Origin of the sequence: Lachnotalea glycerini, from assembly GCF_003201285.1 — a bacterium.
GTDB lineage: Bacteria > Bacillota > Clostridia > Lachnospirales > Lachnospiraceae > Lachnotalea > Lachnotalea glycerini.
The window spans coordinates 455,095-468,698 of record NZ_QICS01000001.1 but is presented as its reverse complement, the minus strand read 5'-3'; the positions used below and the strand labels follow the sequence as shown (position 1 = coordinate 468,698).

16 protein-coding genes are annotated in these 13,604 nt (G+C 34.1%); 14 read left to right on the top strand and 2 right to left on the bottom strand.

Annotated features, from left to right (window positions below; translation table 11 throughout):
- The first annotated feature begins 181 nt into the window (after positions 1-181).
- Complete coding sequence (locus C8E03_RS01925) at positions 182-1,072, top strand: sulfide/dihydroorotate dehydrogenase-like FAD/NAD-binding protein (RefSeq protein WP_094378146.1); 891 nt, start codon at positions 182-184, stop codon at positions 1,070-1,072.
- On the top strand, positions 1,072-2,457 hold the full coding sequence (gene gltA, locus C8E03_RS01920; RefSeq protein WP_094378147.1) for an NADPH-dependent glutamate synthase: 1,386 nt from the start codon (positions 1,072-1,074) through the stop codon (positions 2,455-2,457). Before C8E03_RS01925 ends, gltA begins: the two co-directional genes overlap by 1 nt.
- Before the next feature lie 70 nt (positions 2,458-2,527).
- On the opposite strand, the gene C8E03_RS01915 is transcribed toward gltA, so the two are convergent.
- Positions 2,528-4,444 carry an ABC-F family ATP-binding cassette domain-containing protein gene (locus C8E03_RS01915; RefSeq protein ID WP_110290136.1) on the bottom strand — a complete coding sequence of 639 codons (1,917 nt, stop codon included), beginning with the start codon at positions 4,442-4,444 and terminating at the stop codon, positions 2,528-2,530.
- 350 nt (positions 4,445-4,794) lie between these two features.
- Here C8E03_RS01915 and C8E03_RS01910 point away from each other — a divergent pair, with 350 nt between their 5' ends.
- The gene (locus C8E03_RS01910) at positions 4,795-5,379 is read left to right on the top strand and encodes a DUF1653 domain-containing protein (RefSeq protein WP_094378149.1); all 585 of its coding nucleotides are present in this window, start codon (positions 4,795-4,797) and stop codon (positions 5,377-5,379) included.
- A 58-nt stretch (positions 5,380-5,437) separates the two neighbouring features.
- Here C8E03_RS01910 and C8E03_RS01905 read toward each other — a convergent pair whose 3' ends face one another.
- Positions 5,438-6,112, bottom strand: coding sequence for a hypothetical protein (locus C8E03_RS01905; protein ID WP_110290135.1), 675 nt, complete (start codon positions 6,110-6,112; stop codon positions 5,438-5,440).
- A gap of 256 nt (positions 6,113-6,368) precedes the next feature.
- Here C8E03_RS01905 and rlmH point away from each other — a divergent pair, with 256 nt between their 5' ends.
- The 11 genes from rlmH to C8E03_RS01850 all read left to right on the top strand — a co-directional run bounded on the left by rlmH (position 6,369) and on the right by C8E03_RS01850 (position 13,536).
- Positions 6,369-6,848: a 23S rRNA (pseudouridine(1915)-N(3))-methyltransferase RlmH gene (gene rlmH, locus C8E03_RS01900; RefSeq protein ID WP_094378151.1), complete on the top strand. Its 480-nt coding sequence runs from the start codon at positions 6,369-6,371 to the stop codon at positions 6,846-6,848.
- 168 nt (positions 6,849-7,016) lie between these two features.
- A complete protein-coding gene (locus C8E03_RS01895) occupies positions 7,017-7,826 on the top strand; it encodes a Cof-type HAD-IIB family hydrolase (RefSeq protein WP_110290134.1) in 810 nt (269 codons plus the stop codon).
- Positions 7,827-7,858: 32 nt separating this feature from the next.
- Complete coding sequence (locus C8E03_RS01890) at positions 7,859-8,440, top strand: Maf family protein (protein WP_094378153.1); 582 nt, start codon at positions 7,859-7,861, stop codon at positions 8,438-8,440.
- Between the two features lie 15 nt (positions 8,441-8,455).
- Positions 8,456-9,115: an HAD family hydrolase gene (locus C8E03_RS01885; RefSeq protein ID WP_094378154.1), complete on the top strand. Its 660-nt coding sequence runs from the start codon at positions 8,456-8,458 to the stop codon at positions 9,113-9,115.
- On the top strand, positions 9,112-9,897 hold the full coding sequence (locus tag C8E03_RS01880) for an HAD family hydrolase (protein WP_110290133.1): 786 nt from the start codon (positions 9,112-9,114) through the stop codon (positions 9,895-9,897). Before C8E03_RS01885 ends, C8E03_RS01880 begins: the two co-directional genes overlap by 4 nt.
- A 2-nt stretch (positions 9,898-9,899) precedes the next feature.
- Positions 9,900-10,694 (top strand): HAD family hydrolase, encoded by a 795-nt coding sequence (locus C8E03_RS01875; protein ID WP_094378156.1) that lies wholly within the window; start codon positions 9,900-9,902, stop codon positions 10,692-10,694.
- Positions 10,695-10,706: 12 nt separating this feature from the next.
- On the top strand, positions 10,707-10,970 hold the full coding sequence (locus C8E03_RS01870; RefSeq protein WP_110290132.1) for a glyoxalase: 264 nt from the start codon (positions 10,707-10,709) through the stop codon (positions 10,968-10,970).
- Positions 10,970-11,332 (top strand): NusG domain II-containing protein, encoded by a 363-nt coding sequence (locus C8E03_RS01865; protein ID WP_094378158.1) that lies wholly within the window; start codon positions 10,970-10,972, stop codon positions 11,330-11,332. The genes C8E03_RS01870 and C8E03_RS01865 overlap by 1 nt, the downstream gene beginning before the upstream one ends.
- A 33-nt stretch (positions 11,333-11,365) precedes the next feature.
- A complete protein-coding gene (ruvA, locus tag C8E03_RS01860) occupies positions 11,366-11,983 on the top strand; it encodes a Holliday junction branch migration protein RuvA (protein WP_094378159.1) in 618 nt (205 codons plus the stop codon).
- 20 nt (positions 11,984-12,003) lie between these two features.
- Complete coding sequence (ruvB, locus tag C8E03_RS01855; RefSeq protein ID WP_094378193.1) at positions 12,004-12,996, top strand: Holliday junction branch migration DNA helicase RuvB; 993 nt, start codon at positions 12,004-12,006, stop codon at positions 12,994-12,996.
- Positions 12,997-13,140: 144 nt separating this feature from the next.
- Entirely contained in the window at positions 13,141-13,536 is a 396-nt protein-coding gene (locus C8E03_RS01850; protein ID WP_094378194.1) for a cell division protein ZapA, read from the top strand.
- Positions 13,537-13,604 lie beyond the last annotated feature (68 nt).

The following is a 13,604-nucleotide window of genomic DNA, read 5'->3' as shown; positions in this document are numbered from 1 at the left end:
ATATCATAACTAGCCATAAAGTTATAGCTTAATTTCTGTATATAAATAATTCTAATTACTGTATATAAATAATTCAATTTCTGTTCTTATTCGATAATTTTTTATTGATTTATAAAAGTCGTTATTGAATTTTTAGACATTATGACTTATCATATAAGTAGTATTTTAAAGGAGGATTTCTATGTACAAAATAGTGAAAGCTGAAGAACTTGCTAAGAATATTTATCTTATGGAAGTTGAAGCGAAGAGAGTTGCACATTCGTGTAAGCCTGGACAGTTTGTTATTGTAAAGCTTGATGAGAAGGGAGAACGTATCCCACTTACAATTTGTGATTATGATAAAGATGCGGGGACAATTTCTATTGTTTTCCAGACAGTAGGAGCATCTACACAAAGAATGGCCGAGTTAAAAGCAGGCGATAGTTTTAGAGATTTTTCAGGTCCGCTAGGCTGTGCTTCAGAATTTATTTCTGAAAGCTTGGAAGAATTAAAAAACAAAAAAATGTTATTTGTTGCAGGCGGCGTTGGTACAGCACCTGTATATCCACAGGTAAAATGGTTACATAACCATGGAATTGACGCAGATGTAATTATAGGAAGTAAAACAAAGGATATGCTGATACTTGAAGATGAAATGAGAGCAGTAGCTGGAAACCTTTATGTTACTACGGATGATGGTTCCTATGAAAGAAAAGGTTTAGTTACAGATGTAATAAAAGACTTAGTAAATAATCAAGGAAAAAAATATGATGTGATAGTGGCTATTGGTCCTATGATTATGATGAAGTTTGTTAGTTTATTAACAAAGGAATTAAATATTCCTACCATTGTTAGTTTAAATCCAATTATGGTGGATGGTACGGGTATGTGCGGTGCCTGTAGAGTTACCGTTGGTGGAAAAATTAAATTTGCTTGCGTAGACGGTCCAGAATTTGATGGACATTTAATTAATTTTGATGAAGCAATGAAAAGACAGCAAATGTACAAATCAGATGAGGGACGAGCTATCTTAAAGCTACAAGAAGGAGACACACATCATGGTGGATGTGGTCAATGTGGAGGTGACGAGTAATGGATGTAATGAAAAAAGTCCCTGTAAGAGAGCAAGATGCTAAAATTAGAGCAACAAATTTCAAGGAAGTTTGTTTAGGATATAATAAACAAGAAGCGATGGAAGAAGCCACTCGCTGCTTAAATTGTAAAAATGCAAAATGTATTGTTGGATGTCCGGTTTCAATTGATATTCCTAAATTTATAAAAGAGGTTTCGGATGGTAATATAGAAGAAGCAGCCAAGACAATTGGAAAATCTTCAGCATTACCAGCTGTATGTGGCCGTGTATGTCCGCAAGAAACACAATGTGAAGGTAAGTGCATCAGAGGAATTAAAGGAGAACCTATTTCTATTGGTAAGCTTGAAAGATTCGTAGCAGATTGGTCTAGAGAAAATAATATTGAACCAGAGGCACCAAAGCCATCCAATGGTAAAAAGATAGCAGTAATCGGTTCTGGACCAGCTGGTCTTACTTGTGCAGGTGACTTGGCAAAAGAAGGTTATGATGTCACCATATTTGAAGCTTTGCATGAGCCGGGCGGAGTATTAGTATATGGTATTCCAGAGTTTCGTTTACCAAAGGATAGCGTTGTTAAGCATGAAATTGATAATGTCAAAAAATTAGGTGTTAAAATTGAAACAAATGTTGTAATTGGAAAGTCAACTACAATAGATGACTTAATGGATGAAGAGGGATTTGATGCTGTATTTATTGGTTCTGGTGCAGGATTACCTAAATTTATGGGTATACCAGGAGAAAATGCAAACGGAGTATTTTCAGCAAACGAATATTTAACTAGAAATAACCTGATGAAAGCATTTCAGGAAGGCTATGAAACTCCAATACTTGCGGGTAAAAAAGTAGCAGTTGTAGGTGGTGGAAATGTTGCAATGGATGCTGCAAGAACCGCTCTTCGGTTAGGTGCTGAAGTACATATTGTATACAGACGAAGCGAAGAAGAGCTCCCTGCCAGAGTGGAAGAAGTGCATCATGCAAAACAAGAAGGTATTATTTTTGATCTGCTCACCAATCCAATTGAAATTCTTGTTAATGAAAACGGATGGGTAAGTGGGATGAAATGTGTTAAGATGGAACTTGGTGAGCCAGATGCTTCCGGAAGAAGAAGACCGGTTGAAATGAAAGGTTCTGAGTTTGAAATGGAACTTGATACAGTAATCATGTCGCTTGGAACATCACCAAATCCATTAATTTCCTCCACAACAGATGGATTAGAAGTTAATAAATGGCAGTGTATTATTGCGGACGAAGAGCATGGTAAAACGACAAAAGAGGGTGTTTACGCCGGAGGAGATGCTGTTACAGGTGCAGCAACCGTTATCCTTGCTATGGAAGCTGGTAAAATAGGCGCAAAGGGTATTATGGAATACCTAGGAAATAAATAAAACTAAGATATCAATTAATTTAAATAACGAAAAGGAAGTACAACCATTGAAGTACTTCCTTTTTTCATTATTAAGCCTCTGCCAACTCTTCCCACTTTTCGTATAAATTAAGCAGTTCTTCATCAATGGTAGTTTTTTCATTATTTAGCTCTACCAACTTCGAAACATTAGTGCAAATATCAGGCTGAATAATTAGTGCTTCAATTTCAGTGTTTCGTTGCTCTAGTTCGTGAATTCTAAGTTCAGTTTTAGCTAAATCATTTTCTCGTTTTCTAATTTTGGCCTGTTCCTCCTTTTGCTGTTTCCAGTCAAGTTTGGAACTATTATCCTCAACAGAGGTGTCCAAGATGTCATCCGAAGAATTGGCGTATAGTTGCGTTAGCTCCTCTCTTTTTTCAATATAATAATCATAATCACCTATATAATTAATAATCGTATGATGTGTTAAATCTAGGATTCTGGTAGCAGTTTTATTAATAAAATAACGGTCATGTGAAACAAATAAAACTGTTCCGGTGTAACTGTTTAGCGCAGATTCTAGTATTTCCTTGGAAGTAATGTCTAAATGGTTGGTTGGCTCATCAAGAATTAAAAAATTGGCTTCAGAAAGCATTAATTTCGCCAAAGAAACACGACCGCGTTCTCCGCCACTCAATTCATTAATATGTTTAAAAACATCATCATTAGTAAATAGAAAAGCAGCTAGGACATTTCTGATTTGCGTATTTGTTAAATTCGGATATTCATCTGATATTTCGTCAAATAATGTTTTTTCCTTATGTAAAACATTGTGCTCCTGATCATAATAGCCTATTTGTACCTTAGATCCAAGCTTGACCTCACCTGAATCAGATGAAATAATTCCATTTATTATTTTAAGTATTGTTGTTTTACCCGTCCCATTATTGCCGATTAAAGCAACCCTCTCACCACGTTTTATATCAAAATTTATATTTGAGAAAAGATCGAGTGAAGAGAAAGCTTTCGTAAGTTCCTTTACATCTAAAACATCGTTGCCGCTAATGACTTGTGGCTCCAATTGAATGTTCATTTTGTCATTGATTTCTGTTGGTTTGTCCAATACCTCTATTTTATCAAGCATTTTTTCACGGCTTTCCGCCCGCTTAATTGATTTTTCACGGTTAAAGGATTTTAATTTGGCAATTACCTCTTCCTGATGTTTGATATCTCGCTGTTGGTTTAAATACGCTTTTATTTCAGCTTCACGAACCATGGTCTTTTTTTGGGCATAAGCTGAATAGTTCCCCGAGAATACAAAACCTTTGCCATTATCTAATTCTATAATTTTCGATACTACCTTGTCTAAGAAATATCTGTCATGAGCAACAATGACAACAGCACCGTTATAATTGAGTAAAAAAGTCTCAAGCCAGGCAATTGATTCCATATCCAAGTGGTTGGTAGGTTCATCCAAAAGAATAATATCAGGTTTCGATACTAATAGCTTACCTAAAGCCACACGCGTTTTTTGTCCCCCCGAAAGAGAATGAATAGGCTTTTCAAAATCCTGTTCAGTAAACCCAAGTCCTTTTAGGATACCAACTACTTCGCTTTTATAAGCATAGCCGTTTTTTAATTCAAATTCGTGAACTGCCTTATTATAGGACTCTAGCATTAGAGTTAGTTCGCTGCCATCTTTTAAATGCATTTGAGCTTCATACTCACGGATTCGTATTTCTAATTGTATGATATCTGCTTTTGTTTCGAGAATTTCCTGATAAATTGTTCTTGAAGTTGATAAATTCTGATGCTGTGCCAGATAGCCAATTGTTTTTCCCTTTGCCAATATGACTTCTCCGCTGTCTGCGGTCAATTCTTTCATAATAATTTTTAACAGAGTCGATTTTCCGGCTCCATTCATTCCTATAATAGCTGCTTTTTCCCTATCATTTATATGAAATGAAATATTGTTTAGTATTTCATCTGTTCCAAATGCTTTTGATATGTTTTGACATGATAAAATCATAATAGTATCCTTTCTATTAATCTCTATTCAATATAATTTTGTAATTTCATACATAGTAGTTGCAAGATTGGTTGCAAATATCTTTATTTATAATTTTAATAAAAGTTTTATAATTTAAAAGTTTACAAAACTCCAGTATTATTATACAGTAAATAGAATAAATTACAATCACATTTTCCAAGGATTTAAATAGAAAATCCAACCTAAAGGTGATATAATTACTATAATTAGTTTGCATATGTTATTGTCTGACAGTTAGAAAATAACATATGTGTTAAAATAAAGTTGAAACTATCAATCAGGCAAAAGAAAAGTAAATAAAATAATACGAGTGTAAATGAGGGTAAAATATGAATAATTTTGAGAGAGAAGTAAAGCAGGGAGAATTTTATAAACATTTTAAAAATAAAGTATATCAGATTATTGCTATTGCAACGCATTCGGAAACCAGAGAAAAAATGGTAGTGTATCAGGCTCTATATGGAGACTTTCAGTTTTATGTAAGACCATATCATATGTTTATCAGTGAAGTGGATCATGCTAAATATCCTGAGGTAAAACAAAAATATCGCTTTGAAAAATATGATGTAAATGTGGGTTCTATTATAAAAGAAGAGAATACAAGGGTTTTCATGCAAAGCACTGATTATGTATCAGAAAAGCCGATATTGGTTCAATCCCCAAATGAAAATAATGATGTACTGAAAGAAGGAGAAGTTTCTCCTTTGTTATTAGAATTCTTGGATTGTAAAACTTATGAAGAAAAATTAGATAAATTTGTAACGCTTAAGAATAAAGCAGATGACAGAATGTTAAGTGATATTGCAATGTCCTTGGATATTACAGTAGAGAGTGAAAAGTTGCAGGATAAATATGAAGAAATAAAAACCTGTTTATTGACCTTTGTCCATTTTGAAGACAATCGAATGAGATAGAAATAGCATGTGAACTAATAAAAACAAAGTGTGAGCTTTTTTCACACTTTGTTTTTATTTATTTATATTTTATTTGATAGATATCCTCGGCAAGTTTGTCTAAATAATCTTCATTTAACTCGCCGTAGGCTTTTTGAACAATCTCTTTTATATTATCAATTCGTTTAAAGTATTGAATTTCTTCCACCATGTCAAGATTTACTCCATTGTCTGTCAAATCTTTTGTAATATTTTTATTAAACCAATCCAAAATATCATTGGTTAACTGATTTTCACTTTCAGCCTCTTTTGCTAATTTTTTGGATGCTTTTAATGAAGCAAGTCCAATTATTATAAAAATAAGCAGCAAAATAGCCATACCACTATAAGTTACATATTTTCCTGGCGATGCTAAATGCAAATCTATGATGTTTGTTATAATTAATAACAATACGATTAAACCACCAAAGCCGACAAACAGAAGAGTATATGCAGAAGATAGAGTATCCTTGTATTTATCCTCTTTTCTTACGTAAGCAGGAGTCTGCTTTAAAATTCCATCTTCATCAAGTTCATTTTCCGTCGTTTCATAATGATCAAGCTCATCGATGATTACCTCTTGTCTTATTCCAAGCTGATTTTCAAAAAGCATTTTATCGTACTCTTCCAGAGACTCCACAAGTGGTACATTGCAATCCATACAAACTTTAATACCCTTTCTATATTCATTCCTACATTTGGGACACCAAGCCATATTTTCCTCCATTCATGCGATTAATATCGTACGCTCATATAAAAAGAATCATTTTTTACACATTTTTCCTTTATTAAATATCCTAATAGAGATAGTAGCATAGTTTGTGATTCTTTTTCAAGTTTTTCATAAATATTGTAAAAATAATTATACTTTTATTCACAATATAGTATACTAAAAATTGTGAAATTAATTTATAAGTATATGAAGTTGACATAACTAAGTTATGGTAAACTAAAATAGAAAGGATTATAACATGAAGATAACCCTATTGACGGTTGGAAAAATGAAAGAAAAATATTTTAAAGGGGCGATTGAAGAATATTCCAAACGGTTAAGTAGATATTGCAAGCTGGAAATCATTGAAGTAGCAGATGAAAAAACGCCGGATCATGCAAGTATGGCTGAAGAGGAGAGCATAAAAAAAAGAGAATCTCAGAGACTTTTGAAATATATTACAGAGCAGTCATATGTTATTGCACTGGCAATTAATGGTGATATGTTAGATTCGATAGAGCTTTCTCAAAAAATTGAAAAGCTTGGAGTATGCGGGGTAAGTCAAATTATGTTTGTCATTGGCGGTTCATTAGGATTGGAGGAGGAAATTTTAAAAAGAGCAGACTGTCAGCTAAGCTTTTCTAAAATGACCTTTCCTCATCAGTTGATGAGAGTAATTTTGTTAGAACAAATTTACAGAGCGTATCGAATTGCTAAGAATGAACCCTATCACAAATGACTTAAAACTTGTAAGAATATTTGTGTTCATGTTATAATGACTTTGAATATAATTTACAGGAATAAATAAAAGCATATGCGAAGAGCGTATATGCAGGTACATAATACATTAATAATCTTTTATAAGTTGTCATAAAGGCACAAGAGGTTTGTACAAAAGGAGAAAATTATGGCATATGAAATGCTGGTTCTGGATATTGATGGAACACTAACTAATTCTAAAAAAGAAATATCAAAAAAAACAAAAGAAGCAATTTTAAATACTCAGGCAAGAGGACACCATATTGTTTTAGCTTCCGGCAGACCTACGCCAGGCATAATGCCTTTGGCAAAAGAACTGCTGATGGATCAATTTGGAGGATTCGTTTTATCATTTAATGGTGCAAAAGTAATTAACTGTAATAACAATGAGGTTATTTTTCAAAAGGTAATTCCATTAGAGCTACTACCAGAAATTTATCAAGCTGCGATTGAAGAAAAGGTCGGGATTATTTCGTATGATGATACATCAATTATTACAGCAAGTGAAATAGATGAATATATTGAAAAAGAGAGTAAAATTAATCATATGCCGATCAAAGCGGTTGATGATTTTATTTCATATATTAATTATCCAATCAATAAGTGCCTGATGACAGGAGAGCCAAAATATTTGGCAAAGGTAGAAAAGAGAATGAAGCTTCGCTTTGGTGACAAACTTAGTATTTACCGTTCTGAGCCATTTTTCTTAGAGATTATGCCTTTGCATATTGATAAAGCGCATTCCCTTGAAAAGCTTTTGGACACACTTCATATGTCGAGAGAACAAATGATTAGCTGCGGTGATGGATATAATGATTTAACTATGATACAATATGCAGGTAAGGGTGTAGCAATGGGCAATGCGCAAAAAGAAATTCAGGAAGCCGCAGATTATATTACTTATAGTAATGACGAAGATGGTGTGGCGCATGTAATTGATAAGTTTATATTAGTTTAACCGATTAGTTTATATAAAATAAGGAGATAAAAATGTACCAAATTATATTAGCGTCTGGTTCACCAAGACGCAAGGAATTATTGGAACAAATTGGTGTAAAATTTACGGTAGACCCGAGTACCTGCAAGGAAAGGATATCAGACACAGATCCTATTAAGGTAGTTGTGGATTTATCTTTTCAGAAAGCCTGTGATGTAGCAAGGCGGTATGAGAATACTATTATCATTGGTTCCGATACCATTGTTTCAAAGGAGAAACAGATTCTTGGAAAGCCTAAAAATGAAGAGGATGCTTATCGGATGCTTAAGCTCTTGCAGGGAGACACTCATCAGGTTTATACTGGAGTTACCGTAATTGACAAACAAAAAGGCGAATATCAGGTTTATTCCTTTTATTCCGTTACGGATGTAAGCTTTTATTCTATGACAGATGAAGAAATATACAGCTATATTAATACGAAAGAACCTATGGATAAAGCAGGTGCTTATGGAATTCAGGGTAAATCAGCTGTATATATTAAAGAGATTAAGGGTGATTACAATACAGTGGTAGGTTTGCCTGTAGCAATGCTTTATCAGACATTACTCAACAATGGTATCAATCTTTTGGCATAGTAGGAGGAATGACAAATGTATAAAGCATGTATTTTTGATTTGGACGGAACATTGACTGATTCAGTTGAATCCATTGCATATTCAGCTAATCGTGCCATACAAGAGTATGGTTTTAATCCCAATCCTGTTGAAGCATATAAGATGTTTGCAGGTGATGGAGCTGATAAGATGCTTAAGCGCAGCTTAATTGCTGCCGGTGACACCAATCTTTTTTATTTTGAGCAAGTAAAGCAAAGGTTTCAGGATTTATTTGCTAAAGATTGTATGTATATGGTAAAACCTTATGACGGTATTGTGGAATTGCTTATTGAACTCAAAAATAAAAATATTAAATTAGCTGTTTTATCAAATAAGCCTCATAATCGGGCGGTGGATGTTGTAGAAACCATATTTGGTAAAAATTATTTTGACATAATTATAGGACAATCCGATCATATTAATAAAAAACCAAGTCCTGACGGGGCATTAATTATTGCAGATGAGCTTTCCTTGCTTACAAATGAATGCCTTTATATAGGAGATACAGATACAGACATGCTTACCGGGAAAGCAGCAAATATGTTTACCGTTGGTGTTACATGGGGCTTTCGGGATCGCCAGGAGCTGATAGAGAATCATGCAGATTATATTATAGATTCTCCATTAGAATTATTAGAGATAGAGGAAATACAATGATTAAATTAATTGCAAGCGATTTAGACGGAACGCTTCTTCAAAATGGCGCACAACAGCTTACTGAGCAGGTCATACCATACATAAAAAGACTGAAAGAAATGGGAATTGTATTCGTAGCGGCAAGTGGCAGGCAATATGCTAATTTGCAAAGACTCTTTGAACCGGTTAAGAATGAGATTTCCTATATTTGCGAAAACGGAGCTTTAGTAGTCAATGAAGGAAAAATTTTACATAAAACGATTATTAATAAGGAATTAGGTGAAGAAATTTTAGTTGATATACGTCAAAAAGAAGGTTGTGAAATTTTGCTGTCAGGCATGAATACCTCTTATCTGGAGCCAAAAACAAATGAGTATGCACACAGAATGCAGTATATCGTAAAAAATAATGTCACAATCGTAAAAGATATTTTGGAAGTAACAGAGGACTATTTAAAAATTTCAGTCTATGAACGTGAAGGGATTAACAATTCAGAAGAATATTTTAGAGATAAATGGAAAGATAAAGTTACAGTGGTTACTTCAGGAACGGAGTGGCTGGATATGATATCCCTTGGAACAAATAAGGGTAATGCAATGAAAGTTTTGCAGGAAACCTTTCATATTTTACCGGAAGAGACGATGGCCTTTGGAGATAATTACAATGATGTTGAAATGCTTAAAAATGCTGGTTATAGCTATGCTATGAATAGTGGAAAAAAGGATATTATAAATTTATCTCGTTTTTCAACAAACAGAGTTGAGGATATCCTCGCAAAGGTATTGAATGGAGAGATTAAATAACTATGATAAAACTAATAGCAACAGATATTGACGGAACATTAGTAAAAGACGGTTCCACAGATATTAACCCTGAAATCTTTGAAACAGCTATGAAGTTAAAGAAAAAAGGAATTGTATTTGTAGCGGCAAGTGGCAGACAATATCCGAGTATTCGAAGATTATTTGATCCAATACATAATAATATTATTTTTATAGCAGAAAATGGTGCCTACATTAAGTGCCGCGGAGTAGAAATGTTTAAGTCAACTATGGATAAAGAGACGGTGAAAGAATTGATTCTTGAGGTGAGGCAATTGCAAGACAAAAATGTTATGCTTACCGTATCAACACCCGAATGCATGTATATTGAATCTAGAAATAAGGAATTTCAGGATTTGTTAGTTTATGGTTATCAAAATACAATTAAACAAGTGGATGATGTATTAAAGGAAGATTTAGATATTATCAAAATTGCATTGTTTAAAGCAGATGGTATCAGGACAATTGCAGAGGAAATCTTGATACCTAAGTGGGAAAACAGACTAAAGGTAGTCATGGCGGGTGCAGATTGGCTTGATTTTATGGATAGCCAGGTGGATAAAGGAAATGCTTTGCTAACCATACAAAACGCTTTATCGATACAGAAAAAAGAAACGATGGCCTTTGGAGATAATCTTAATGATGTGGGAATGCTAAATCATGCTGGTGAAAGCTTTGCCGTTGAAAATGCAAGAGAGGAATTAAAGGCTGTGGCAAAGCATATTGCAGCGGCTTATTATGAGGATGGCGTATTAAAAGAGTTAAAGAAACTATTATAAGGAGAATTGGTTATGTATCATTATGATGAAGAATGTTTAAAAACCTTTTTGGAAAAGCAAAAGCAAATTTATAAGGAAAATGTTGCAGAAACCTTAGAGGAAGCAGACGAGTTTTTAGAAGATTGTATGGCAATTGTAGTCAACTCTCAAAAGGAAATTAAGGTGTATTTTGATGAGGTTGGTGTAGATGTACAGGGAATGTCACTAAACGATATAGAAAATTGTGATGAGGTAATTAAGCTGCCTAGCGGCAGATACCTGGTTGTTGAAGTATAATGAAGAAAAATGATTTTAAATTAATTGGAATCTTATTTCTTGTTGCAGTTATATGCCTTATTGCAATACAGTTAATAAATAAAACGGGCGGAAAAGTTATTGTTACAGTAGATGGAAAGGAATATGGCACCTATAAGTTAACTGAGGATGCTACTATTAAAATTGAAAGTGAATATGGTACTAATACTTTAGTGATTAAGGATCAAAAGGCAAAGATGGAAGAAGCCAATTGCCCGGATAAACTATGTGTACATCAAAAGTCAATCGATAAAACAGGGGAAACCATAGTTTGTCTGCCCCATAAGGTGGTAATAACAGTGATTGATGCAAAAGAAAATGAGTTAGATGTTATTGCACAATAAATTATTAAAAACCAAGACGAGGGAGGAACGCATATGATTTCTTATATAAAGGGCAACATAATCGAAATCGAAGAGGATTTAATTATTATTGAAGCAAACAATATTGGCTATAATATACGAATATCCAATCAGACAGCAGCAAGCCTTCCAGGAATTGGACAAGAAATAAAAATATATACCTATATGCATGTCAGAGAGGATGCTATCAGTCTATTTGGCTTTATGACCAGAGATGATTTAAAGGTCTTTAAACTTTTGATCGGAGTATCAGGAATTGGTCCAAAAGGCGGACTTGCAGTACTTTCAGCTCTTTCAGCAGATGATATACGCTTTGCAGTTTTATCCGATGATGTGAAAACGATTTCAAAGGCACCTGGCATAGGAACAAAAACAGCACAAAGGCTTATTATAGAACTAAAGGATAAGCTTAAATTAGAAGATGCGTTTGAACAAAGGCTTGAAAACAATCAGATCGCTACATCGGAAAGTAATCTTAAAAATGATGCAAAAAGCGAAGCAATACTTGCATTAACTTCACTGGGATATTCAAACTCCGAGGCATTAAGAGCAGTAAAAGAAGCTGATATAACAGACGATTTAGATTCTGAGGCAATTTTGAAAGCCGCGTTAAAAAAAATAACATTTTTATAAATAAAGGATTGAAATAAATGATGGGAAAACGAATTATTACAACTGAATTAACAGAAGAAGATTTAAAAATTGACAGTAATTTGCGTCCCATGACTTTAAATGAATATATCGGACAGCAAAAGGCGAAAGACAACTTAAAGATATATATTGAAGCTGCAAAGCAGCGAAAGGAATCACTTGACCATGTGCTTTTTTATGGACCTCCGGGACTTGGAAAGACAACACTTGCCACAATCATTGCAAATGAGATGAATGTGAATCTCAAAGTTACTTCAGGACCAGCGATTGAGAAGCCGGGAGAGATGGCAGCAATCCTTAATAATCTGCAAGAGGGAGATTTGTTGTTTGTGGATGAAATCCATCGTCTGAACCGACAGGTAGAGGAAGTTTTGTATCCTGCCATGGAAGATTATGCAATTGATATTATTATTGGTAAAGGTGCTACGGCTCGTTCGATCCGACTTGATTTGCCTAAGTTTACTTTAGTGGGGGCAACTACAAGAGCAGGTTTGTTATCCGCTCCGTTAAGAGATCGCTTTGGTGTGGTTCATAGACTGGAATTTTACACAACAGAGGAATTAACAGAGATTGTTACACGTTCTGCTAAGGTGCTAGAGGTTGAAATGGATCAAAAGGGTGCCGTAGAGTTGGCAAGACGTTCCAGAGGAACACCAAGATTAGCCAACCGATTGTTAAAAAGAGTCAGAGATTTTGCACAGGTTAAATATGATGGTGTTATTACCGAAGAGGTTGCCAGATTTGCGCTGGATTTATTGGATGTAGATAAGTATGGTCTGGATCATATTGACCGTACTATTTTAATTACTATGATAGAGAAATTTCAGGGAGGTCCTGTCGGACTTGACACATTGGCTGCTTCAATTGGGGAGGATTCAGGTACGATTGAAGATGTCTATGAACCATATTTAATCAAAAACGGCTTTATCAACCGAACACCAAGAGGACGGGTGGTTACAACACTTGCATATCATCATTTAGGACTCAATGGATAAACCGCTACAAAGCATAGAAAAGGGATCTTCTGCAAGTGTTATGCTTGCGAAACGCTTTAGAGTGGTTTATAATGAAGTCTATGAATTATGAAAAATAATCGGTGATGGAAAATACTTTTCATATTATGGGAAATGGGGTTTATTATTATGGCAGTTAAGAATAATATAGATGTTATTATAGGCGGCAAGGTATTAACACTAAGTGGATATGAAAGTGAAGCTTATTTGCAGCAGATAGGCAGTTACATTAATCATAAGATTTCTGAAATTACCAAAACAGAAGGATTTAATCATCTGTCTTTTGACATACAAAATATGTATATTCAGCTTAATATAGCAGATGATTATTTTAAAGCCAAAAAGCAGGCAGAATTTCTGGAAGGAGAAATTGCTCTAAAAGATAAGGAAATGTATAATTTCAAGCATGATCTGATAAATGAAAAGTTAAAAGCAGAGGAAGCCGAAAAAAAGATAGATGCTTTAAAAAAGGAAATAAATGAGTTACAAAAAACAATAGTTAAACTAGAAGCCAAGCAATAAAAAATAGTGCGTAAAGAATAAACTTCCCATAGGAAGAATAATACATAACTGGCTGTTGCATTGCATGT

Coding starts and splice junctions, on each gene's coding strand:
- C8E03_RS01925 (WP_094378146.1), top strand. CDS start 182: ATGTACAAAATAGTGAAAGCTGAAGAACTTGCTAAGAATATTTATCTT.
- gltA (WP_094378147.1), top strand. CDS start 1,072: ATGGATGTAATGAAAAAAGTCCCTGTAAGAGAGCAAGATGCTAAAATT.
- C8E03_RS01915 (WP_110290136.1), bottom strand. CDS start 4,444: ATGATTTTATCATGTCAAAACATATCAAAAGCATTTGGAACAGATGAA.
- C8E03_RS01910 (WP_094378149.1), top strand. CDS start 4,795: ATGAATAATTTTGAGAGAGAAGTAAAGCAGGGAGAATTTTATAAACAT.
- C8E03_RS01905 (WP_110290135.1), bottom strand. CDS start 6,112: ATGGCTTGGTGTCCCAAATGTAGGAATGAATATAGAAAGGGTATTAAA.
- rlmH (WP_094378151.1), top strand. CDS start 6,369: ATGAAGATAACCCTATTGACGGTTGGAAAAATGAAAGAAAAATATTTT.
- C8E03_RS01895 (WP_110290134.1), top strand. CDS start 7,017: ATGGCATATGAAATGCTGGTTCTGGATATTGATGGAACACTAACTAAT.
- C8E03_RS01890 (WP_094378153.1), top strand. CDS start 7,859: ATGTACCAAATTATATTAGCGTCTGGTTCACCAAGACGCAAGGAATTA.
- C8E03_RS01885 (WP_094378154.1), top strand. CDS start 8,456: ATGTATAAAGCATGTATTTTTGATTTGGACGGAACATTGACTGATTCA.
- C8E03_RS01880 (WP_110290133.1), top strand. CDS start 9,112: ATGATTAAATTAATTGCAAGCGATTTAGACGGAACGCTTCTTCAAAAT.
- C8E03_RS01875 (WP_094378156.1), top strand. CDS start 9,900: ATGATAAAACTAATAGCAACAGATATTGACGGAACATTAGTAAAAGAC.
- C8E03_RS01870 (WP_110290132.1), top strand. CDS start 10,707: ATGTATCATTATGATGAAGAATGTTTAAAAACCTTTTTGGAAAAGCAA.
- C8E03_RS01865 (WP_094378158.1), top strand. CDS start 10,970: ATGAAGAAAAATGATTTTAAATTAATTGGAATCTTATTTCTTGTTGCA.
- ruvA (WP_094378159.1), top strand. CDS start 11,366: ATGATTTCTTATATAAAGGGCAACATAATCGAAATCGAAGAGGATTTA.
- ruvB (WP_094378193.1), top strand. CDS start 12,004: ATGGGAAAACGAATTATTACAACTGAATTAACAGAAGAAGATTTAAAA.